The 21,443-nt window shown below is 40.0% G+C and carries 20 protein-coding genes; 18 read left to right on the forward strand and 2 right to left on the reverse strand.

Annotated features, from left to right (window positions below):
- Positions 1-55: 55 nt before the first annotated feature.
- The 5 genes from parE to UE46_RS08065 all read left to right on the forward strand — a co-directional run bounded on the left by parE (position 56) and on the right by UE46_RS08065 (position 6,135).
- On the forward strand, positions 56-2,023 hold the full coding sequence (gene parE / locus UE46_RS08045; RefSeq protein ID WP_036062209.1) for a DNA topoisomerase IV subunit B: 1,968 nt from the start codon (positions 56-58) through the stop codon (positions 2,021-2,023).
- Positions 2,020-4,470, forward strand: a complete 2,451-nt coding sequence (parC, locus tag UE46_RS08050; protein ID WP_036062211.1) for a DNA topoisomerase IV subunit A — start codon at positions 2,020-2,022, stop codon at positions 4,468-4,470. Before parE ends, parC begins: the two co-directional genes overlap by 4 nt.
- 68 nt (positions 4,471-4,538) lie before the next feature.
- The gene (locus UE46_RS08055) at positions 4,539-5,006 is read left to right on the forward strand and encodes an S-ribosylhomocysteine lyase (RefSeq protein ID WP_036062407.1); all 468 of its coding nucleotides are present in this window, start codon (positions 4,539-4,541) and stop codon (positions 5,004-5,006) included.
- A 153-nt stretch (positions 5,007-5,159) separates the two neighbouring features.
- Entirely contained in the window at positions 5,160-5,465 is a 306-nt protein-coding gene (locus tag UE46_RS08060) for a hypothetical protein (protein ID WP_118907527.1), read from the forward strand.
- Positions 5,466-5,490: 25 nt separating this feature from the next.
- Positions 5,491-6,135: a hypothetical protein gene (locus UE46_RS08065; RefSeq protein ID WP_036062212.1), complete on the forward strand. Its 645-nt coding sequence runs from the start codon at positions 5,491-5,493 to the stop codon at positions 6,133-6,135.
- Positions 6,136-6,189: 54 nt separating this feature from the next.
- On the opposite strand, the gene UE46_RS08070 is transcribed toward UE46_RS08065, so the two are convergent.
- A complete protein-coding gene (locus tag UE46_RS08070) occupies positions 6,190-8,025 on the reverse strand; it encodes an acyltransferase family protein (RefSeq protein WP_118907528.1) in 1,836 nt (611 codons plus the stop codon).
- A gap of 280 nt (positions 8,026-8,305) precedes the next feature.
- Here UE46_RS08070 and UE46_RS08075 point away from each other — a divergent pair, with 280 nt between their 5' ends.
- The 8 genes from UE46_RS08075 to glnA all read left to right on the forward strand — a co-directional run bounded on the left by UE46_RS08075 (position 8,306) and on the right by glnA (position 16,875).
- A complete protein-coding gene (locus tag UE46_RS08075; protein WP_118907529.1) occupies positions 8,306-9,034 on the forward strand; it encodes a glycerophosphodiester phosphodiesterase in 729 nt (242 codons plus the stop codon).
- A gap of 206 nt (positions 9,035-9,240) precedes the next feature.
- Complete coding sequence (locus tag UE46_RS08080) at positions 9,241-10,911, forward strand: glycerol-3-phosphate dehydrogenase/oxidase (RefSeq protein ID WP_036062213.1); 1,671 nt, start codon at positions 9,241-9,243, stop codon at positions 10,909-10,911.
- 79 nt (positions 10,912-10,990) lie between these two features.
- Positions 10,991-11,917, forward strand: coding sequence for a tRNA (adenosine(37)-N6)-dimethylallyltransferase MiaA (gene miaA / locus UE46_RS08085; RefSeq protein ID WP_036062409.1), 927 nt, complete (start codon positions 10,991-10,993; stop codon positions 11,915-11,917).
- Between the two features lie 133 nt (positions 11,918-12,050).
- Positions 12,051-12,284, forward strand: a complete 234-nt coding sequence (hfq, locus tag UE46_RS08090; RefSeq protein ID WP_036062214.1) for an RNA chaperone Hfq — start codon at positions 12,051-12,053, stop codon at positions 12,282-12,284.
- 149 nt (positions 12,285-12,433) lie between these two features.
- The gene (gene hflX, locus UE46_RS08095; protein ID WP_036062215.1) at positions 12,434-13,642 is read left to right on the forward strand and encodes a GTPase HflX; all 1,209 of its coding nucleotides are present in this window, start codon (positions 12,434-12,436) and stop codon (positions 13,640-13,642) included.
- Between the two features lies 1 nt (position 13,643).
- Positions 13,644-14,921 (forward strand): methionine gamma-lyase family protein, encoded by a 1,278-nt coding sequence (locus tag UE46_RS08100; protein WP_036062217.1) that lies wholly within the window; start codon positions 13,644-13,646, stop codon positions 14,919-14,921.
- Positions 14,922-15,113: 192 nt separating this feature from the next.
- Positions 15,114-15,482, forward strand: coding sequence for a MerR family transcriptional regulator (locus UE46_RS08105; protein ID WP_036062221.1), 369 nt, complete (start codon positions 15,114-15,116; stop codon positions 15,480-15,482).
- A 58-nt stretch (positions 15,483-15,540) separates the two neighbouring features.
- Positions 15,541-16,875, forward strand: a complete 1,335-nt coding sequence (gene glnA, locus UE46_RS08110; RefSeq protein WP_036062223.1) for a type I glutamate--ammonia ligase — start codon at positions 15,541-15,543, stop codon at positions 16,873-16,875.
- 53 nt (positions 16,876-16,928) lie between these two features.
- Here glnA and lexA read toward each other — a convergent pair whose 3' ends face one another.
- Positions 16,929-17,543 (reverse strand): transcriptional repressor LexA, encoded by a 615-nt coding sequence (lexA, locus tag UE46_RS08115; protein WP_036062412.1) that lies wholly within the window; start codon positions 17,541-17,543, stop codon positions 16,929-16,931.
- 158 nt (positions 17,544-17,701) lie between these two features.
- On the opposite strand from lexA, the gene yneA reads away from it, so the two are divergent.
- The 5 genes from yneA (at position 17,702) to UE46_RS08140 (ending at position 21,442) form a co-directional block, all read left to right on the forward strand.
- Positions 17,702-18,028, forward strand: a complete 327-nt coding sequence (yneA, locus tag UE46_RS08120) for a cell division suppressor protein YneA (RefSeq protein WP_036062225.1) — start codon at positions 17,702-17,704, stop codon at positions 18,026-18,028.
- Positions 18,029-18,102: 74 nt separating this feature from the next.
- Positions 18,103-18,558, forward strand: coding sequence for a large conductance mechanosensitive channel protein MscL (gene mscL / locus UE46_RS08125; protein ID WP_036062227.1), 456 nt, complete (start codon positions 18,103-18,105; stop codon positions 18,556-18,558).
- A gap of 25 nt (positions 18,559-18,583) precedes the next feature.
- Positions 18,584-18,817: a DUF896 domain-containing protein gene (locus UE46_RS08130; RefSeq protein ID WP_036062234.1), complete on the forward strand. Its 234-nt coding sequence runs from the start codon at positions 18,584-18,586 to the stop codon at positions 18,815-18,817.
- Between the two features lie 164 nt (positions 18,818-18,981).
- Complete coding sequence (gene tkt / locus UE46_RS08135; protein ID WP_036062235.1) at positions 18,982-20,976, forward strand: transketolase; 1,995 nt, start codon at positions 18,982-18,984, stop codon at positions 20,974-20,976.
- 229 nt (positions 20,977-21,205) lie between these two features.
- On the forward strand, positions 21,206-21,442 hold the full coding sequence (locus tag UE46_RS08140) for a YneF family protein (protein WP_118907818.1): 237 nt from the start codon (positions 21,206-21,208) through the stop codon (positions 21,440-21,442).
- The last annotated feature ends 1 nt before the right edge of the window (position 21,443 follow it).

Raw genomic sequence — 21,443 nt, forward strand, 5'->3', positions numbered from 1 at the left:
AGGTAGATATGGGTAAACAGCATGATATATACAGGAAACGGAAGGAGAAAATAAAATGAGTCGTTCAAAAAATGAGTATAATGATGATTCGATTCAGGTACTAGAAGGGCTTGAGGCGGTACGTAAACGCCCAGCGATGTATATCGGTTCGACGGATACGCGTGGATTGCATCATTTAGTATATGAGGTCGTAGATAATTCAGTGGATGAGGCGCTAGCTGGATATGGTCATAAAATTAAAGTGATTTTACATGCGGATGATAGTGTCAGCGTTTCTGATGAAGGACGTGGAATGCCTGTTGGAATGCATAAAACTGGGAAGCCAACTGTAGAAGTTATTTTAACAGTGCTCCACGCGGGCGGTAAATTTGGTCAAGGTGGGTATAAAACAAGTGGTGGACTACATGGTGTAGGGTCATCGGTTGTGAACGCATTATCGGAATGGCTGAAAGTAACGATTTATCGCGATGGCTTTACGTACGAGATGGATTTTGAGAACGGCGGAAAACCAGTCGGCACGTTACGTAAGCTTGGAAAAACAACTAAACGAGGCACAACGATTCGTTTTAAACCTGATAAAACGATTTTTCCTATGACTTCGTACAATTATGAAACGTTATCAGAAAGACTTCGCGAATCCGCTTTCTTGCTAAAAGGAATGGAAATCGAACTTATCGATGAACGCGTTGGTATGGAAGAGAAGTTTCATTTTGAAGAGGGTGTAAAGAACTTTGTAGAGTACATTAACGAAGGCAAAGATGTACTTCATCCAGTTGTGGCGTTTGAAGGAGAGAGCAATACGATTGAGATCGAGATGGCTTTCCAATTTAATGATGGCTACGCAGAGAACATTTTGAGCTTTGTTAATAATGTTCGGACGAAGGGTGCTGGTGCCCATGAAGCAGGTATGAAGGCTGCGATGACGCGTGTTTTCAATGAATATGCTCGCCGTGTGACGATGCTAAAAGAGAAAGATAAGAATTTAGAGGGCAGCGATATTCGTGAGGGTCTTTCGGCTGTGCTTTCGATTCGGATTCCGGAGAACTTGCTCCAATTTGAAGGGCAAACGAAAGAAAAATTGGGAACGCAAGAGGCTAGACCCGCAGTGGATGCTGTTGTTGCAGAACATCTTGGTTATTTCCTCGCGGAGAATCCAGATACTAGTGCGCTACTCGTGAAAAAGGCAATTAAAGCGCGTGAGGCGCGTGAGGCAGCACGAAAAGCGCGTGAAGAAACGCGTAATGGAAAGAAACGTAAACGTTCGGAAACCTCGCTTTCTGGTAAGTTAACGCCAGCGCAATCGCGTAATCCTGAACGAAATGAACTGTATCTTGTCGAAGGAGACTCGGCTGGTGGTTCGGCGAAACAAGGCCGTGATCGCCGTTTCCAAGCTATTTTGCCGCTTCGTGGTAAGGTTATTAATACGGAAAAAGCAAAGCTCGCAGATATTATGAAAAACGAAGAAATTAGCACGATTATCCATACAGTTGGCGCTGGTGTTGGCGCAGAGTTTGAAGTAGGTGATTGTAATTATGATAAAGTTGTTATCATGACCGATGCGGATACCGATGGCGCGCATATCCAAGTGCTACTCCTGACCTTCTTTTATCGCTATATGAGGCCTCTTTTCGAAGCTGGAAAAATCTACATCGCGCTACCACCACTTTATAAAGTAAGTAAGGGTGTTGGTAAAAAAGAAGTGATGGCTTACGCTTGGACGGATGAAGAGCTTGATGCTGCAATTCAAAAAATCGGTAAAGGCTACATCATTCAGCGCTATAAAGGGCTTGGTGAGATGAACGCAGACCAGTTGTGGGATACGACGATGAATCCAGAGTCACGAACACTGATCCGTGTACGTATTGACGATATCGCTCGCGCTGAGCGTCGTGTGGCGACACTGATGGGTGACAAGGTAGAGCCTAGACGTGATTGGATTGAAAAAAATGTGGAATTCTCGTTAGAAGAGGATCAAAGCATTCTAGAAAATGAGAATATGATTATTGAGGAGGCGGGCGAATGAGTACTCCAGATGAAAAAGTTCAAGATTTACCGCTAGAAGACGTAATTGGAGACCGATTTGGTCGTTATAGTAAATATATTATTCAAGAACGGGCGTTACCTGATGCTCGCGACGGCTTGAAGCCTGTACAGCGCCGGATTTTGTTTGCGATGCATGTAGAAGGTAATACGGCTGAAAAAGGATTCCGTAAGTCGGCGAAAACAGTCGGTAATGTTATTGGTAACTATCATCCACATGGTGATTCATCCGTTTACGAAGCGATGGTGCGGATGAGCCAGGATTGGAAAGTTCGTAATACGTTGATTGAAATGCACGGAAATAATGGTAGTGTGGACGGTGATCCGCCTGCTGCAATGCGTTATACAGAAGCACGGACGTCAAAAATTTCATCGGAGCTTTTGCGTGATTTAGATAAAGAAACAGTTGATTTTGTATCTAACTTTGATGATACGACAAGTGAACCAACCGTGTTACCGAGTCGTTTTCCGAATCTGCTTGTCAATGGTTCTACAGGGATTTCAGCGGGTTACGCCACGGATATTCCTCCGCATAATTTGACGGAAGTGATCGAGGGTGTTATTAAGCGTCTCGATAGACCTGACTGCTCGACGTCGGATATTATGAAGCTTATCAAGGGCCCTGATTTCCCAACTGGCGGTATTATTCAAGGTATCGACGGGATTCGTAAAGCCTACGAGACTGGAAAAGGACGCGTAGTTGTTCGCTCTAAAACAGCGATTGAAGATATGCGCGGTGGTCGTCAACAGATTGTTATCACAGAAATTCCATATGAGATTAACAAAGCAACCCTTGTAAAACGGATGGATGATTTGCGAATCGACAAGAAAATTGAGGGTATTTCCGAGGTTCGTGATGAAACCGATAGAACGGGACTCCGCATCGTTATTGAGTTGAAAAAAGATGCTAATGCAGACGGCGTACTTAACTATCTTTTCAAAAATACAGATTTACAAATTTCATACAATTTCAATATGGTAGCTATTTTTAATAAGCGTCCACAGTTGATGGGTATTATTTCAATGATTGATGCTTACATTGCGCACCAAAAAGAGATTATTACGAAGCGTTCTGAGTATGACATTCGACGTGCAAAAGCGCGCCAACATATTATTGATGGTCTTATGAAGGCTCTATCGATTTTAGATGAAGTTATCCAGATCATCCGTGGTTCAAAAGACAAACGTGATGCGAAATTAAATCTGCAAACAACCTATGATTTCAGCGAAAAGCAAGCAGAGGCAATTGTTTCCTTGCAACTATATCGTTTAACAAATACGGATATCACACAGCTACAACAAGAAGCAGACGAGCTTGCGAAACAGATTTCGGAACTGGAAGCAATTTTAGGTGATGAAAATAATCTGATTGCTTGTTTAAAAGAAGAGCTTAACGAAATTAAGAAAAAATATAAAACACCTCGGTTAACGGTGATTGAGAACGAAATTTCTGAAATCAAAATTGATACGGAAGTTCTTGTTGCTAGTGAAGAGGTTGTTGTTTCTGTGACCAAAGAAGGCTATGTAAAACGCACAGGTATGCGCTCTTATACGGCGTCAAATGGGGAAGATTTATCGATGAAGGAGACGGATCATGCCATCTTTATTCAAACGATGAACACGATGGATTCTCTCTTACTTTTCACAAGCAAAGGGAATTATATTTATCGCCCAGTGCATGAGCTTCCAGACATTAAATGGAAAAACCTTGGCGATCACGTGAGTCATCTCGTGTCCGATACGTCTGCTGAGGAAGAAGTTGTAGCAGCGATTCCAATGAAAGAATTTAGCGAAACCGATTATTTCTTGTTTGTCACGAAGTATGGCATGATTAAAGCATCTGCTGTATTAAATTACAAACCACAGCGCTATTCTAAGACATTAATGGGTATCAACTTAAAAGGCGATGATCGCTTGATTTCCGTAGAAAAAGTGATTGGAAATGAAGATGTGTTCCTTGCCAGCCGAAATGGATACGGTTTACGTTACCCTATTAGTGAAGTACCGCTTTCTGGTGCTAGAACTGCTGGTGTGAAGGCAATGAACTTGAAAGATGGCGATTTCATTATTGGTGCGAAAGCCATTACCCCAAGTGAAAAACGAGATCTTGTCTTGCTAACACAACGCGGATCAGCTAAACGTATGAAATTAACAGAGTTCGAACCAACTACAAGGGCAAAACGCGGGCTATTAATGCTCCGCGAACTGAAAAGTAGCCCACATCGCTTTATTAGCCTGGATTTAGCGAGTAGTAAAGACGTTATTCATATTGCGACAAATAAAGAAGTTATTGTAAATATGGAAGTTGCGAACTTACGTGTGACTGATCGCTATTCAAATGGTTCGTTCATTATGGACGAGCAACTAGAAGGCGTACCAGTTGAAACATGGCTATCACTAGCAACAATAACTGAAAATACGGTAGAATAAAGAAATATTCCTAGAGTACAAATTTTGCTCTAGGAATATTCTAATATATGGCGAAGGGATGTAATAAGATGGCTGAAAAAATGAATGTAGAGAGTTTTAATCTGGATCATACGAAAGTAAAAGCACCGTATGTTCGCTTAGCAGGACAAAAAGTTGGAGATCATGGAGACGAAATTTATAAATATGATGTTCGCTTCATGCAACCAAATAAGGAGCATATGGAAATGCCTGCGCTTCATTCACTTGAACATTTGATGGCAGAATTATCTCGGAATCATTCTGATAAAATTGTAGATATTAGTCCAATGGGTTGTCAGACGGGTTTTTACATGTCACTTATTAATCATACAGACTACGACGATGTTCTAGTTATTCTTGAAAAAACGCTAACAGATGTTTTAAATGCTACGGAAGTTCCGGCTTGTAATGAAATGCAATGTGGTTGGGCAGCAAGTCATAGTCTAGAAGGTGCTAAAGAGTTAGCGCAAGCATTTTTAGATAAAAAGTCTGAATGGCCACAAGTATTTGGGGAATAGCTAGAAAAAGCATTTACAGGCAAGCTGAAGTATGCTAAATTGTATATATATACACAACGATGAAGATCACTGTTAGGGTGGTCTTCTTTTATTGGCTCCGTGAAAGCGGGAACATATGGTTATAGCAAGCATTTTCTGGAAAGGTGGATAATAATGAACAGAATATCTATTATGCATCAAAGTGAGATGGATATAAAATTATGCCGGTTTAATGACGCTGTGAACAAGCTGCAGGGATTACCTAAAAAAAAGAAACCTAAACAAAAAAAGGAATCAGCTAAATATATTGTGATAGAACCATTTGAAACAGCCTGTGAAAAAGTCTTAAATCAGATGGATGCGGTCGATAATAGTATGCGTCATTACTTAAAAGGACGTGTGCATGTGGAAAAAGAATTATGGATTATTGCTTCTATCAAGAACCTAATTGATTATGGATATTTAAAAATAGAAGAATAGTTGTTTTAGAGAGGATTAGTTTTATATGGAATTAGAACGTATTTGTCGTTTATTAAAACAACGTGGAGAGCGCATTATTGTGAAGAAGAATGGTGTGGAAACGTACCATGAATCAGATGAAGATTATTATCGGCTGGAGCGCGAACGGTTAAATAAAAGCGAGCAGTGGCATTATTTTTATATACGAAATAAACAAGAACAGGTTATTGAAAAAGAACATTTGGCGAGCTACACTGATGAGCGAGAGGGCGCTAGAAGCTTCTATTTATGGACGATGCGCAGTCATTATCGGCAGAAATATGTTCGCAAAATTCATGCATACTTACAAGATACAGATTACGATCTTAGCCCTGATGTTGCAACGGTTGAACGTGCATTGGCGGTATTCTTAAAACTACATATTCCAAGACATTTATACAGCTTTGAAAATGAACAAAAGCCAGACTCGATTAATTTAGAGACAGATTGGGATTCTGGACGCAGTTTTTATATTGATTTAAAAGGAAAACAACATCGTGAAACACTTGTGCGCCCTAAAAGTATTGCTGTCAGGATTGCATTTGATCGGGTGTTAATGCTTTATTTATTTTACCAAGAACAAGATGCTTTATTCCAATCTAATGAAATTCAAACATTATTTAACGAAGAAGAACGCCTCGTTTTCTTATAAGATACAAAAAAACCGCGACAGTCACAAAAAATAGTGAGCGTCGCGGTCTTTATTTTAATGTACCATTTTGGATGTTAGTAGTTGGACATAAGCTGTGACACCTTTTTTTGTTAAGTGGACGCCGTCATTACCAAAGTATTCGGGATGATCAATGGCCAGGCTGTACCAATCCACCTGAATAACATTGTCGTATTCCGCATCAATTTTTTCAATAGCTGTGTTTACTTCAGATTCCCAGGCTCGCGGAACGCGTGTATTCACAAGATAGATGGTGGCTTTATCGAACATTTGGACTAAGGATTCCATTTTCTTTAGAGAAAAGGGGCCATTTGTTCCGAGTTCTAGGATAACCGCACTGCCTTTTGAATTATATTTCTTATACTGCGTGGCTGTGTTTAAAGCATCCGCCATTTGTCTACCGACTAAGCCGTCGATTGCAATATTTGGGACCGCATTTTCTAGTTTTGGTTGGATGTCAATCATGAGCGAATCACCAATTGCGACGGTTTGCGTGTATTTTATTTGATCTGGTGTAACTATAGGTATTTGCGCAGCATTTTTCTTAGGTGTGGTGGTGGTTGCCGCTGGTGGTGGGTCTTTTTTTGTAGTTGTGACAGGCTTAGCGACTGTTTTGACATGTGTTTTTTGAGTTCCTTCTGCGTTCGTTTTTACTGAAATCAAGTTGCTCATTCCTAACGTGAAAAATCCTAAAATAAGGACGAGGCTGCCGATAAAAGCCCATTTTCCAATAGGATAACCGCGCCAGTGTAGCAATTCTGTTAGGCGGAACGATTTGATATAAGCGATAAAACCATTTTTTCTGATTGGTGTCTCAATGAAGCGATAAGAAACTTCGGCGATAAGAAGCGTCGCGGCGACTTGCAGTGTTGCGCGTAACAAGTTTGGAGTGCCAACATCAGTAATAGGCGTCGTTAACGTGATGATAGGATAATGCCACAAGTAAATACCGTACGAACGCATGCCAATCCAGCGCAATGGTTTGAAGCTGAATATTTTACTTAAATAGGACGCAGGATGAGCAATCGTCGCAATCATGACAATGGAATTGATTGCAATGAGGAACATACCGCCACGATACAAGAAGGAATCGTATTCGTTTACGGTTGCAACACAAATAATAAAGATTAAAACACTTGCCGTTCCAGCAACGTTCACTGCAATTTTTCCTTGCTTAGGAATATTGGGAGAAAGCCTTGTAAATGGCCAAACAAAAGCTAGAGCACCGCCAAGAAGAAGGCCAAATGCACGCGTGTCTGTACCATAGTAAACACGACTAGGATCCGCATCAGGTGAGTATAAGATCGCCATCAAAACTGCGGAGGCCAGAGCTGCGATTAAAATGATTCGCAAAATATTCTTTGGTTTTTTGATAAATTTTAAAGCACCGAATATAAAGAGTGGCCAGATAATATAAAACTGCTCTTCGATAGCGAGAGACCATAGATTTTTAAGAGGCGATGCCATTCCGAATGAGTCAAAATACGAGACGTTATGGAAAATGAACCACCAGTTACTTAGATAAAGGAAGGAGGCTGTCGCATCACCTCTAAGTGTAGCAAGAAGTGGACGATTAAAAATGACGGCAAAAACGACAACGACGACAATCATCAAGTAGACAGCTGGAATTAAACGTCTGAAGCGTCCTAGCCAAAACTTCTTTAAATCAATGCGTTCATTTTTTTCCCATTCAGATAATAGGATATTCGTGATTAAGTAACCAGATAAAACAAAAAAGACGTCAACCCCGAGGAAACCACCAGAAGCCCAGCCGAAGCTGAGGTGATAGGCGATAACAGCAATAACTGCTAACGCTCGGAGCCCATCAATGCTTGGTACATATTTTCTTTTATAGCGAGTGGATCTCTCCATCTGATCTCTCCTAACTGCAAATCCATATGGAAAGAATGTTTCCTAATTTTATTGCTAATGTAATGTGGTAGAAACACTATCTTGTGAGCCGTTTTATTTCACTTTATGTAGGAGATAAAACATGTTGTTACAGCGTATTTCTTACTTCTCTATCATAACATATGTCATCGATACTGTAATTCTATATGGAGCAAAAACATGATAATTTATTAAATTTGAGACATTTGTCTTAGTTTTGTATAATAGATACCGAAGAATAATAAAATGGGAGATGAGGGCTTTGACAGAAATATTTGCGCATCGAGGTAGTTCAGGCGCACATCCTGAAAATACGTTGCCAGCATTTTTGGCGGCGGTAGAATCTGGCGCTGATGGCATAGAGCTTGATGTTCAGTTGACCAAAGACGGCATTCCGATCGTAATTCATGATGATAAAGTGAATCGTACGACAAATGGATCTGGGGTAGTCCGGGAACTTACCTTAAGGGAAATCAAAAAATTAGACGCGCATCAAGGTCATAAAAAACGTTTGCGAGCTCTATTTAAGAAAACGAAAATACCAACATTAAAAGAAGTGCTCGTTGCTTTGAAGCATGATCCGCTGATTTTGAACATTGAATTAAAGACAGATGTCTATGATTATCCAGGAATAGAAGAGAAAGTATTGGAGCTGTGCAAAGAACATCAGCATCATTTTACATTTATATTTTGTTCGTTTAATCTAGATACATTAACACGTTTAAGGACGCTTGATAAAACGCTGGTGCTTTCCGCAATCACTGGCTTGGATGTGAAGGCCGCGGTAGAAAAGATGGATGAACTTCAATTAGATAGCATTAATCCGCCGTTCAAACTGCGAAACCACGAATCGCTCGCGAATATTCCAACGAGATGTTGGACCACGAATCAGGTTAGCCAGATGGATACGCTATTTGATGAGGATGTATTGGGCTTTATGACTGATTTTCCAGAAAAAGCGGTGAAAGCTCGAAATGAGCGGAACAAATAGCTTTACTTTTCAAGGTAATATGTACTATAATTGGTGACAAGTTAATATTTATTATTGTCTGAGATACGGAGAGACTACAAATGGCGAGCGCAATCGCTTGTTTTGTAGTCTCTCTTTTTTTGTGTAACGGTTTCAAAACCTGCAAATTGTGGAAAACAGATGGTGAATAGATAAACTGTATTAGAGTCCTGAAGGGGGAAAACAAGATGGTACAATTATTTTCAGCATTCGACAGAGAAACGATTCAAACAAAAATGACGGAGGAAACATTTGATCTAGTTATTGTAGGTGGCGGTATTACAGGTGCAGGTATTGCACTTGATGCTGTCTCTCGTGGCATGAGTGTCGCGTTGATTGAAATGCAAGATTTCGCAGCAGGGACATCAAGTCGCTCTACGAAACTTGTACACGGTGGTTTGCGCTATTTACAACAATTCCAAGTGAAAGAAGTCGCAGAGCTAGGAAAAGAACGCGCGATTGTGTATGAAAATGGGCCGCACGTAACAACTCCAGAGTGGATGATGTTACCGTTTCATAAGGGTGGAAATATGGGCAAACTTAGCGCATCTTTCGGTATTCGTTTATACGACTACTTAGCAGGTGTTAAAAAAGAGGAACGCCGTAAAATTTTATCTGCAAAAGAAACGCTAGCTAAAAACCCATTTGTGAAAAAAGAAGGTTTAAAAGGTTCCGGATATTATGTGGAATACCGTACGGATGACGCCCGTTTAACCATTGAAGTTATGAAAAAAGCGGTGGAGTTAGGCGCAAAAGTTATTAATTATACGAAAGCGGAAAACTTCTTGTATGACGATAAAAAACATGTCGTTGGTGTGGTAGCACGCGACCTAATTACAGGTAAAGTTTTTGATATTAGTGGACGTCGCGTGATTAATGCCGCAGGACCTTGGGTGGATCGCGTTCGTAAAATGGACTACACAACAAACAATAAGCATCTTCGTTTAACGAAAGGTATTCACTTAGTTATTGATAAAACGAAATTCCCGATGGAGCAGGCAGTTTATTTTGATACACCTGATGGCCGCATGGTTTTTGCTATTCCTCGTGATAAGAAAGTCTACGTGGGAACAACAGATACCGTGTACGATGAAATGGTCATCAATCCTAAGGCGAACGAAGAAGATCATAAATACGTAATTAAAGCGATTAACTATATGTTCCCAGACGTCAACATTAGTGAAAATGACATTGAATCAAGCTGGGCTGGCGTCCGTCCGTTGATTTATGAAGAAGGAAAAGATCCCTCTGAAATTTCGCGTAAAGATGAGGTTTGGTTCTCTGAAAGTGGCCTAATCACGATGGCCGGTGGTAAATTAACAGGATATCGTAAAATGGCAGAAAAACTGTTAGATGAAGTTAGTAAACCTTTAGCAAAAGAATCAGGAAAGAAATTCAAACCAGTACAAACGCATCATTTAGCGATTTCTGGTGGTGACGTCGGTGGCTCGGATAATATTGACGCCTTTATTGAGAAAAAAGCGAAAGAAGGAAATAATCGTTTTGGTTGGTCACTGGAAGAAGGTCGTGAATTAGCTAAACGTTATGGCTCAAATATCGATCATGTTTTCACTTACGCACAAGAGCATAAAGAAAATGGAACATCACCGCTACCAAATAGTTTATTCGCGCAACTCCATTATGCCATTTATCAAGAAGCGGTCATTCATCCAGTGGATTTCTTGCTTCGTCGCACGGGTTATCTGTTATTCGATATGCCTTACTTGTTGGAGTGGAAAGACGAAGTGATCGCGGATATGGATCATTTATTCCAATGGGATGCGCAGACCAAAGAACAATTAGTTTCAGAATTGCAAACACAAATTGATGATGCACGCGAACCTGCTGACTGGCATTAAACGTTTGAACTGGTAAAAAACCTCTCTTTACAAATCTCTATTTTGTGATACATTAGGAGATATGGAAGGGGAGGTTTTTTTGAGCAAAATTCCCGTTATTGTGATCGTTGGCCCGACAGCGGTTGGAAAGACAGCGCTTAGCATTGAGATGGCGCAGAAATTCGGTGGTGAAATTATTAGCGGTGATTCTATGCAAGTCTATCGCGGGCTTGATATTGGGACAGCTAAAGTTACGCAAGAAGAGATGGCTGGTGTGCCGCATTACCTGATTGATATTAGAGAACCGAGTGAACCTTATGATGTATCTGAATTCAAGCAAGAAACGCATCGCCTTATTCGAAAGATTTGGGAGTCTGGTAAAATTCCTTTCCTCGTTGGTGGGACGGGTCTCTACGTACAATCGGTACTTTCTGATTATACGTTTGGAGAAGTGGATGGTGATACGGCTTATCGCGAGGAATTAGCAGGGAAATCAAGTGCAGCATTGCTTGAAATGTTGCGCGAGGTGGATCCAGAAAGCGCGATAAAGTTGCATGAGAATAATCCACGGCGTTTAATACGAGCGCTAGAAGTGTATCATTTTTCAGGGAAGAGATTTTCTGATTTGCAAAACCAAAAGGAGCAGATGAGTGAGTTTCAGCCGTTGCTTATTGGTTTGACAAGGGAACGTGAACAACTCTACGAACGGATCAATTTACGTGTGGAAATGATGCTGGATCAAGGGTTGCTTGAAGAAGCGCGCCTTTTCTATGATACTGGTTTGCGTGATGTTCCTGCGGCGCGAGGTATTGGTTATAAAGAACTGTTTGCTTATTTTGATGGGAGAATACCGTTAGATGAAGCGATTGAGCTGCTCAAGCGAAATTCTAGACGTTTTGCGAAGCGGCAATTGACATGGTTTCGAAATCGGATGGATGTGGAATGGTTTGATGTGGAAGAAACGTCTATAAATGATGTCGTTGCAGGCGAAATAAAGCAATTTTTAGAAGATAATAAGTTGTTTTAATTGGTGCGAAACAGGGTATTTGAAACTAGCGGAGAAAAAGAATCTTTGTTTTAGAGGTGCCATTTGTACTTCTTGTGCATTTCGTTTAAAATGAAGATAGCTAAAGTAAGATAGAGAATAGGAGCGATTTACTATGAAACAAGGTGGGCAAGGGTTACAGGATCATTATTTAAATCAATTGAGGAAAGAGAAAATTTTAGCAACGGTCTTCTTAACAAATGGATTCCAGTTGCGCGGCAGAGTTATCAGCTTTGATAATTTCACGGTGTTGCTTGATGTAGATGGTAAGCACCAACTTGTATTTAAACATGCGATTTCGACATTCTCTCCACAAAAAAATGTTGTCTTGAAATCGGATGACGAATAGACGTCGTTGATTAAAAATGAAACGAGGCCGGGTGTTGTGTACTGCTTTTACAGGGTACGCGCATTCGGTTTTTTATAATGGTTTTCATCTTTCTTTGTGTGCCTATTTATGCTACGATAGGGAGATGAAGTGATTGGAGTGCAAAGCAGATGGAAAGAGCGATATTAGTAGGTTGTGAATTACCCGGAGTCACAGAAGAACATTTTTATTATTCGATGTTAGAGCTTGGAAATTTAGCAAAAACAGCACAAGCCGAAGTCGTTGGCGAGGTCATGCAAAAACGAGAGCAAGTGCATCCAAAAACATTTGTAGGAACGGGAAAAATTGCGGAAATTGCCGCAGTTGTTGCTGAAATGGATGTGGACGTTGTGCTTTTTAATAGTGAGCTAAGTGCGACACAGGTTCGGAATATTTCGGAGGTTGTCGATGCGCGGATTTTAGATCGAACCCAGCTTATTTTAGATATTTTCGCGATGCGCGCAAAGACGCGTGAAGGAAAGTTACAAGTGGCCTTAGCGCAGTATCAATATTTATTGCCGAGACTTAGCGGGCAAGGAATTTCTTTGTCACGTCTTGGTGGTGGCATTGGGACTCGTGGACCTGGGGAGACAAAACTTGAAATGGATCGTCGTCACATTAGACAAAAGATGGTGGACATTAAGAAGCAGTTAGAGGTCGTAGTACAGCACCGGGAACGAATGACGGCAAGACGGAATGATCAGGATATCTTTCGTTTTGGCTTAATTGGTTATACAAACGCAGGGAAATCGACACTTTTTAATCGACTCAGCGATGCTAAAACATTGGAGGAAAACAAGTTATTTGCGACTCTTGATCCAACGACGAGGAAATTTTCTTTTTCGCAAGGGTATACAGCGCTACTAACAGATACGGTCGGTTTTATTCAAGATTTGCCGACGACGGTTGTTGCGGCTTTTCGTTCGACGTTAGAAGAGACAGCAAATGTTGATGTTTTATTACATGTGGTAGACAGCTCAAATCCAGATTATCTGCAGCATGAACAAACCGTATTATCGTTGCTCGAGGATTTAGATATGCATCACATTCCCGTTTTAACGGTCTACAATAAAAAAGATCAACAATTGCCGTATTTTATTCCAACACAACCGAATTATGTGGAAGTTAGCGCGCTAGAAGAAAGCTCGCAGTATTTTTTAAAGGAAAAAATGCTTTGGGAAATAAAGCAGATTTGGCAACCGTATGTGGTGAGTATTCCAGCGAGTGACGGCAGAATGTTACATAAATATAAACAGGAAACGGTCGTCATTGAAGAAGCGTTCGATGAAACGACGGAAAGTTATCAACTAAAAGGCTATAAGGCACGAAAGGAAAACTAAAATGACGACATTTTTTAATGAAATACCAAATGAATTGCGACAATTAGCAGATGAAATGGAAGAGAAGTTACTTTCTTTGCAGCGCGCAACGGATAAAATTGCAGAAGAAAACCAGTGGAAAGTGATGCAGGCTTTTCGAGAAAATCGGGTAAGTGACTTCCATTTCACGCCATCGACTGGTTACGGGTATGACGATGACGGCAGAGATACGTTAGAACGCGTGTATGCGACTGTTTTCAAGGCGGAGGCGGCACTTGTACGCCCACAGATTATTTCAGGAACACATGCTATCTCTACGGCTTTGTTTGGCGTTTTACGTCCAGGCGATGATTTGCTCTATATTACAGGCGCGCCCTATGACACGCTAGAAGAAATTGTCGGGATTCGCGGCACAGGAAAGGGTTCTTTAAAAGAGTTTCAGATTGGCTACGACATGGTGCCGCTTCAAGCAGATGGTTCTGTAAATTTGGAGGCAGTTCGTCAAAAGATAAAGCCTACCACAAAAATGATAGGTATTCAGCGCTCCAAAGGTTACGCAGATCGTCCGTCATTCTCGGTACAGCAAATCCAAGAAATGATTGCATTTGTTCGAGAAATCAAGCCGGGTATTGTTGTTTTTGTTGATAACTGTTACGGAGAATTTGTGGAACTAATGGAACCGATTGAAGTCGGGGCTGATTTAATGGCAGGTTCTTTAATCAAAAATCCAGGTGGTGGTCTAGCTAAAACTGGTGGGTATATTACTGGTCGAGCGGATCTGGTGGAGCTGTGTGCTTTTCGTCTAACAACTCCGGGTATCGGCGCTGAAGCGGGTGCATCTTTATACAGTCTATTGGAAATGTATCAAGGTTTTTTCCTAGCGCCACATGTTGTAGCGCAGGCTGTTAAAGGCGCTCGATTCACAGCTGGAATCCTGGATGCTTTTCAAATCGAAACAGAACCAGCTTGGGATGCGCCACGAACAGACTTGATCCAAAGTGTCTCATTTCACGATCGTGATAGAATGGTAGCTTTTGCTCAAGCGATTCAAACAGCATCTCCTATTAATGCCCACGCTGTTCCCGAAGGCGCGTATATGCCTGGTTATGAAGATGACGTTATTATGGCAGCGGGAACATTTATTCAAGGTGCTAGCTTGGAATTAACAGCGGATGGTCCCATTCGCGAACCATATCAATTATACGTACAAGGTGGCTTAACGTACGAACATGTGAAAATTGCGGTTTTAGAAGCAACAACCAGATTATTAGCACAAAAATTACTTGTCTTACCACATTAGTAAAATGACATTTCTATGTAAAAAAGCAGTGAATTTATTTTCGCTGTTTTTTTATATGCTCTAAAAAGCATTGGTACATAAGGTTTTTGGCGATGTTAGATTATCTAACATAAATTTGACAAATGATATAACATACATTATAATGCAACTAACATAAGAAAAATAAGTCGTTTTGCGAAAGGGGAAAAAATCGTGAGTGAAAAAGAAATTAGAAGATCGATGCCTCTTTTCCCGATAGGTCCAGTCATGAAACTAACCGATCTTACTGCAAGACAAATACGTTACTACGAGGATCAGGGGTTAATTAACCCGGCAAGAAATCAAGGAAATCACCGCTTATATTCACTTCAAGACATCGATACACTACTTGAGATCAAAGATTATTTGAATGATGGTCTGAATATTGCAGGAATTAAGAAAATGTACCAAATGCAGCAGGACGAGGAAAAATCGCCGCTTACCAACGAAGATGTACGCAAAATTTTACGAAAAGAAATGCAACAAGCTGGACGTTTCGTGAAACAAGACGCTTCTGGAAAGCAACAATTGCCAAGATTTTGACAAAAGGTATTTACTTTAAAAAAGTTTATATAATATCAATTATTGGGAGGATTTAATTATGACATCGTACACTAAAGAAGACATTTTTCGCTTCGCAGACGAACAAAATGTAAAGTTCATTCGCTTACAATTCACGGATATCCTGGGAATCATTAAGAACGTGGAAATTCCCCTTAGCCAGTTGGGTAAAGCATTGGATAATAAAATGATGTTTGATGGTTCCTCCATTGAAGGTTTTGTACGTATTGAAGAATCAGACATGTACTTATTCCCGGATCTTGACACATGGGTTGTGTTCCCTTGGACAGCGGAAAAAGGAAAAGTAGCTAGATTGATTTGTGATATTTATAATCCAGATGGAACAATTTTTGCGGGGGATCCTCGTGCTAACTTAAAACGTGTATTAGCCGAAATGCATGACTTAGGATTTACAGATTTTAACTTAGGACCAGAACCTGAATTTTTCCTTTTCAAATTAGATGAGCGAGGTAAGCCAACGCTAGAATTGAATGATAATGCTGGGTACTTCGATTTAGCGCCAACCGATCTAGGTGAAAACTGTCGCCGCGATATCGTGCTCGAATTAGAAGAAATGGGCTTTGAAATTGAAGCAAGTCATCATGAAGTAGCGCCAGGACAACATGAGATCGATTTCAAATATGAAGATGCGGTCACTGCGTGTGACAATATTCAAACATTCAAACTAGTTGTAAAAACGATTGCTCGTAAACACGGGTTGCACGCAACATTCATGCCTAAACCATTGTTCGGCGTGAACGGATCCGGGATGCATTTCAATATGTCACTGTTCAATAAAGACGGTAATGCCTTCTTTGATGCTGATGGCGAGGAACAACTTAGCCAAACAGCGTATCATTTCTTAGCTGGTATGTTGAAGCATGCGAAAGGTTATACAGCCGTAACGAATCCAACAGTAAACTCGTATAAACGTTTAGTACCAGGTTATGAAGCACCATGCTATATCGCTTGGTCAGGTAAAAACCGTAGCCCACTTGTTCGTGTTCCAAGTTCTCGTGGTTTGAGTACTCGCCTAGAACTTCGTAGCGTTGACCCAGCAGCAAATCCATACTTAGCGATGGCTGTATTACTCCGCGCAGGATTAGACGGTATCAAAAATGAATTAACACCTCCAAAACCTGTGGATCGTAATATTTATGGGATGAACGAGGAAGAGCGCCATGCACACGGTATTTATGATCTTCCAGAAAGCTTAGCCTTGGCTTTAAAAGAGCTTGAGAATGATGATATTATCGTAGACGGCTTAGGAGAACATATTATGGAACACTTTGTAGAGGCAAAAGTTATTGAGTGTGATATGTTTAGAACTGCGGTTCATCAATGGGAACGCGATCAATACATGGAAATTTACTAAAAAAACAACAAAAAAAGGTGGGCACCGAAAATGGTGCCCACCTTTTTTGTTGTTTATCGAATGTCACGATATAGTCCAATAACTTTCCCTAGGATCGAGACGTTATTCAATATAATTGGATCCAAAGCATCGTTTTCCGGTTGTAGACGGAAATGATTTGCTTCTTTATAAAACCTCTTACACGTAGCTTCATCTTCATCTGTCATTGCAACAACAATTTCACCGTTATTGGCTGAAGTTTGTTGTCTAACAATTACTTTATCTCCATTTAAAATACCAGCATTAATCATACTTTCACCGTCAATTTCAAGCATAAATATTTCTGTTTCACCATTTGCCATATGTTCAGGTAATGGGAAGTATTCATCAATGTTTTCAATCGCAGTGATAGGCATCCCAGCCGTTACTTTACCGATAATCGGGATATTAATAACGTTTGGAGTAGGTATTTCATCCTCTAATGAAAGAATTTCAATAGCTCTTGGTTTTGTTGGATCTCTTCGGATAAGACCTTTTCCTTCTAAACGTGCCAAATGACCATGTACGGTTGAACTAGATGCTAATCCCACAGCTTCACCGATTTCTCTTACGGAAGGCGGATAGCCTTTATCCTTTACTTCCGATTTAATAAAGTCATAGATATCTTGCTGGCGTTTTGATAGTTTCATTTGTTTCACCCCGCTTACTCTTTACTTCTTTATTAACCTCAGTATATCAAAAAAAAAAAGGATATGCAAACAATTGTTCGTTTTTTTAATTGACATAGTAGAACGAGTGTTCTATAATATAACAAAAGGCGAACATATATTCTTTTGGAGGGATAAAGATGACTTTAAAATCTATTTGGGATCGATATTATATTGCTATTATTTTCTTTGTTACATGTTTTGTTTTAGGAATTGTACTATTGATGGTAACAGTTAACCAAGCAGAATCAGATTATAATGAGGTTAGTGTGGCTAGCGGGGATTCAATATGGGCTTTGGCAGATGAATATGCGGGAGAATATAAGATGAGTAAACAAGAATTTGTAGCTTGGATGGAAAAGGAAAACCAATTGATTGATGGAAAGCTTACCGCTGGGAGCACAATTACTATACCAGTTAAGCAAGTAACTGGGGATGACAGTTCTATTCAGTTAGCCGATGAATAATATGCACAATGCTTTAAAAATCTTTTTGTTTCATGTAGAATATGTGATAACAAGGAATGAAAAGAGGTTTTTGAATGTTTAAGGATTTTAAAGCGTTTATTTCGAAAGGGAACGCATTAGGGATGGCCGTAGGTATTGTAATTGGGGCTGCATTTACAAGTATTGTTAATTCACTTGTGAATGATATTATTATGCCGCCACTTGGATTACTCATTGGAAATGTCGATTTTACAAATTTATTTATTAGTCTAAATGGAACGCATTATGATACATTAAAAGCTGCGCAATCAGCAGGGGCGCCGACAATTAACTATGGTATGTTTATTAATAACATTATCAGTTTTTTGATTATTGCTTTCTCTGTTTTTCTGATCATCAAATTGGTATCTAAGTATATGCCGCTAGAACCGAAGCAACCAGCGACTAAAGAATGTCCATATTGTTTATCAGCTGTACCAGAAAAAGCGACGAAATGTCTGCACTGTACTTCTGAGTTGATCGAACAAGAATCTAGAACTTCATCATTATAATATCACTACATTTAGGAGGATGAACATGTTAGAAAAGTCCAAGATAGATCGTATCAATGAATTATCCCACAAAAAGAAAGCTGGGACGATGACAGCGGATGAGAAAATCGAGCAAGATACACTGCGTGAAGAATACATCAAGTCATTCCGAAACCAAGTGCGAGATACAATTGAACACACCACATTTATTGATCCTAATGGTGACGATGTGACACCAGATAAGATCAAACGGAAGCGAGAAGAACGAAAAAAATTATAATAGTCTAGGTTAGGTGCATGTTGCTTAACCTATTCTTATACATGAAACGAACATTTTTGAACATATCTACACATTTTTGAACAAAATGATATTTTTTAGTTGTTTATTATGCGAGAAAGGATTATTATAAATAGTAGTGACTAAAACAAGAGAGGATGTTTCATTTGTTTGATAAAACAGACCAATTAGCAATTAATACTATTCGAACATTATCGATCGACGCAATTCAAAAAGCCAATTCTGGACACCCAGGATTACCAATGGGGGCTGCTCCAATGGCCTACGCCTTATGGTCCAAAGTACTGAAGGCAAATCCAGCGAATTCACACTGGTTTAACCGTGATCGTTTTGTACTTTCTGCGGGCCATGGCTCTATGTTACTCTATAGCTTGTTACACTTAAGTGGCTATAAATTAGGATTAGAGGATTTGAAACAGTTCCGTCAATGGGATAGCAAAACACCAGGGCATCCAGAAGTACATCATACGGACGGTGTTGATGCAACAACTGGTCCACTTGGACAAGGTATTGCAATGGCTGTTGGTATGGCGATGGCAGAAAGACATTTAGAAGCAATGTATAACAAAGATGGATTCCCAGTCGTAGATCATTATACATATGCGCTATGTGGTGATGGAGATTTGATGGAAGGTGTTGCTTCTGAAGCGGCTTCTCTTGCAGGACATCAACAATTAGGCCGCTTAGTTTTAATGTATGATTCAAATGATATTTCACTTGATGGTGATTTAGATAAGTCTTTCTCTGAAAGTGTGAAACAACGCTTCGAGTCTTATGGATGGGAACATCTTCTTGTAAAAGATGGCAATGATACAGCTGAAATTTTAGCTGCTATTGAAAAAGCAAAACAAAATACATCGCAACCAACTATGATTGAAGTAAAAACTGTCATTGGATTTGGTGCTCCAAATGCTGGAACAAGCAAAGTACATGGTGCTCCACTAGGTGCGGATGGTATAAAAGCAGCAAAAGCAGCATATGGTTGGGATTATGAAGAAGATTTCCACGTGCCAAGCGAAGTCTATGATCGTTTCAAAGAGACGATCGCAACTCGTGGCGCAAAAGAAGAAAAAGCTTGGAACGATATGTTCTCCACATATAAAGAAAAATATCCAGAATTGGCAGCTCAATTAGAACTTACCTTGAAGGAAGAGCTTCCAGCAGGATGGGATAAAGATTTACCTGTATATGAAGAAGGTTCATCCCTTGCTAGCCGGGCTTCAAGTGGTGAAGTAATCAATGCGTTAGCGGCTACATTACCGCAACTATTTGGTGGTTCAGCAGATCTAGCCGGATCAAATAACACAAATATCGCAACAGACGGTGAGTTTACAAAAGAAGCACCTGCAGAACGTAATATCTGGTTTGGAGTTCGTGAATTTGCGATGGGTGCTGCTTTAAACGGAATGGCGCTCCATGCTGGTCTTAAAGTTTACGGTGGAACATTCTTCGTATTCTCAGATTACCTTCGTGCAGCTATCCGTTTGTCAGCGATTCAAAATTTACCTGTAAACTATGTGTTAACACATGATAGTATTGCGGTTGGTGAAGATGGCCCAACACATGAGCCAGTAGAGCAAGTTGCTTCTCTTCGCGCTATGCCTGGTTTGACAGTTCTTCGCCCAGCAGATGGTAACGAAGTCGTTGCTGCATGGAAAATTGCTATTCGCTCAACAAATCGTCCGACAGCTCTTGTATTAACGAGACAAAACTTACCAACATTACCTAATTCTGTGAAATTAGCAGAAGAAGGCGTTGCAAAAGGAGCGTACGTATTATCGCCTGCTAAAAAAGATGTTCCAGATGTCCTTCTTTTAGCTACAGGTTCTGAAGTTCATTTGGCAGTGCAAGCACAAGAAGCACTTGCGAAAGATGGCATCGATGCTTCTGTTGTCAGCATGCCGGCATTTGATCTTTTCGAGCAACAGTCAGAGGCGTATAAAGAAAGCGTATTGCCAAATGCTGTTCGCAAACGTGTATCCATTGAAATGGGATCAACGCTTGGTTGGGGTCGTTATGTAGGTCTTGATGGCAAAACAATCGGTATTGATAAATTTGGAGCTTCAGCACCAGGTAATACTATTATTGAAAACTATGGCTTTACAGTTGAAAATGTTGTAAAAACTGTAAAATCTCTATAAAATTGTGGAAAACGCATCAAATAGTCTGGATTATACCAACTATTTGATGCGTTTTTTTATCATAATAGGATTGTGTAAACGTTGTGTTGATGGTATAATGAGGCAGTTGTGAATTTTTAATGATAGCGAACTTTTATTGCTATAGAATATCGAAAAACTATTGTTTTGACCTGATAAATCAAGTACAATAAAAGGGATATATTGTTTCGAGGAGGAGAAAGAGAATATGTTGTGGTATATACTTATCGGCATACTATGCTTACTTGCGGGTTTAGCTTTAGGATTCTTCATTGCAAGACGTTACATGATGACGTATCTGAAGAAAAACCCACCAATTAATGAGCAAATGTTACAAATGATGATGGCCCAAATGGGAATGAAACCATCGCAAAAGAAAATTAACCAAATGATGAATGCAATGGGTAAACAGCAAGAAAAAGAAGTAAAACCTAAGAAGAAAAAATAAT

The sequence above is a fragment of the Listeria weihenstephanensis genome, assembly GCF_003534205.1.
Taxonomy (GTDB): domain Bacteria; phylum Bacillota; class Bacilli; order Lactobacillales; family Listeriaceae; genus Listeria_A; species Listeria_A weihenstephanensis.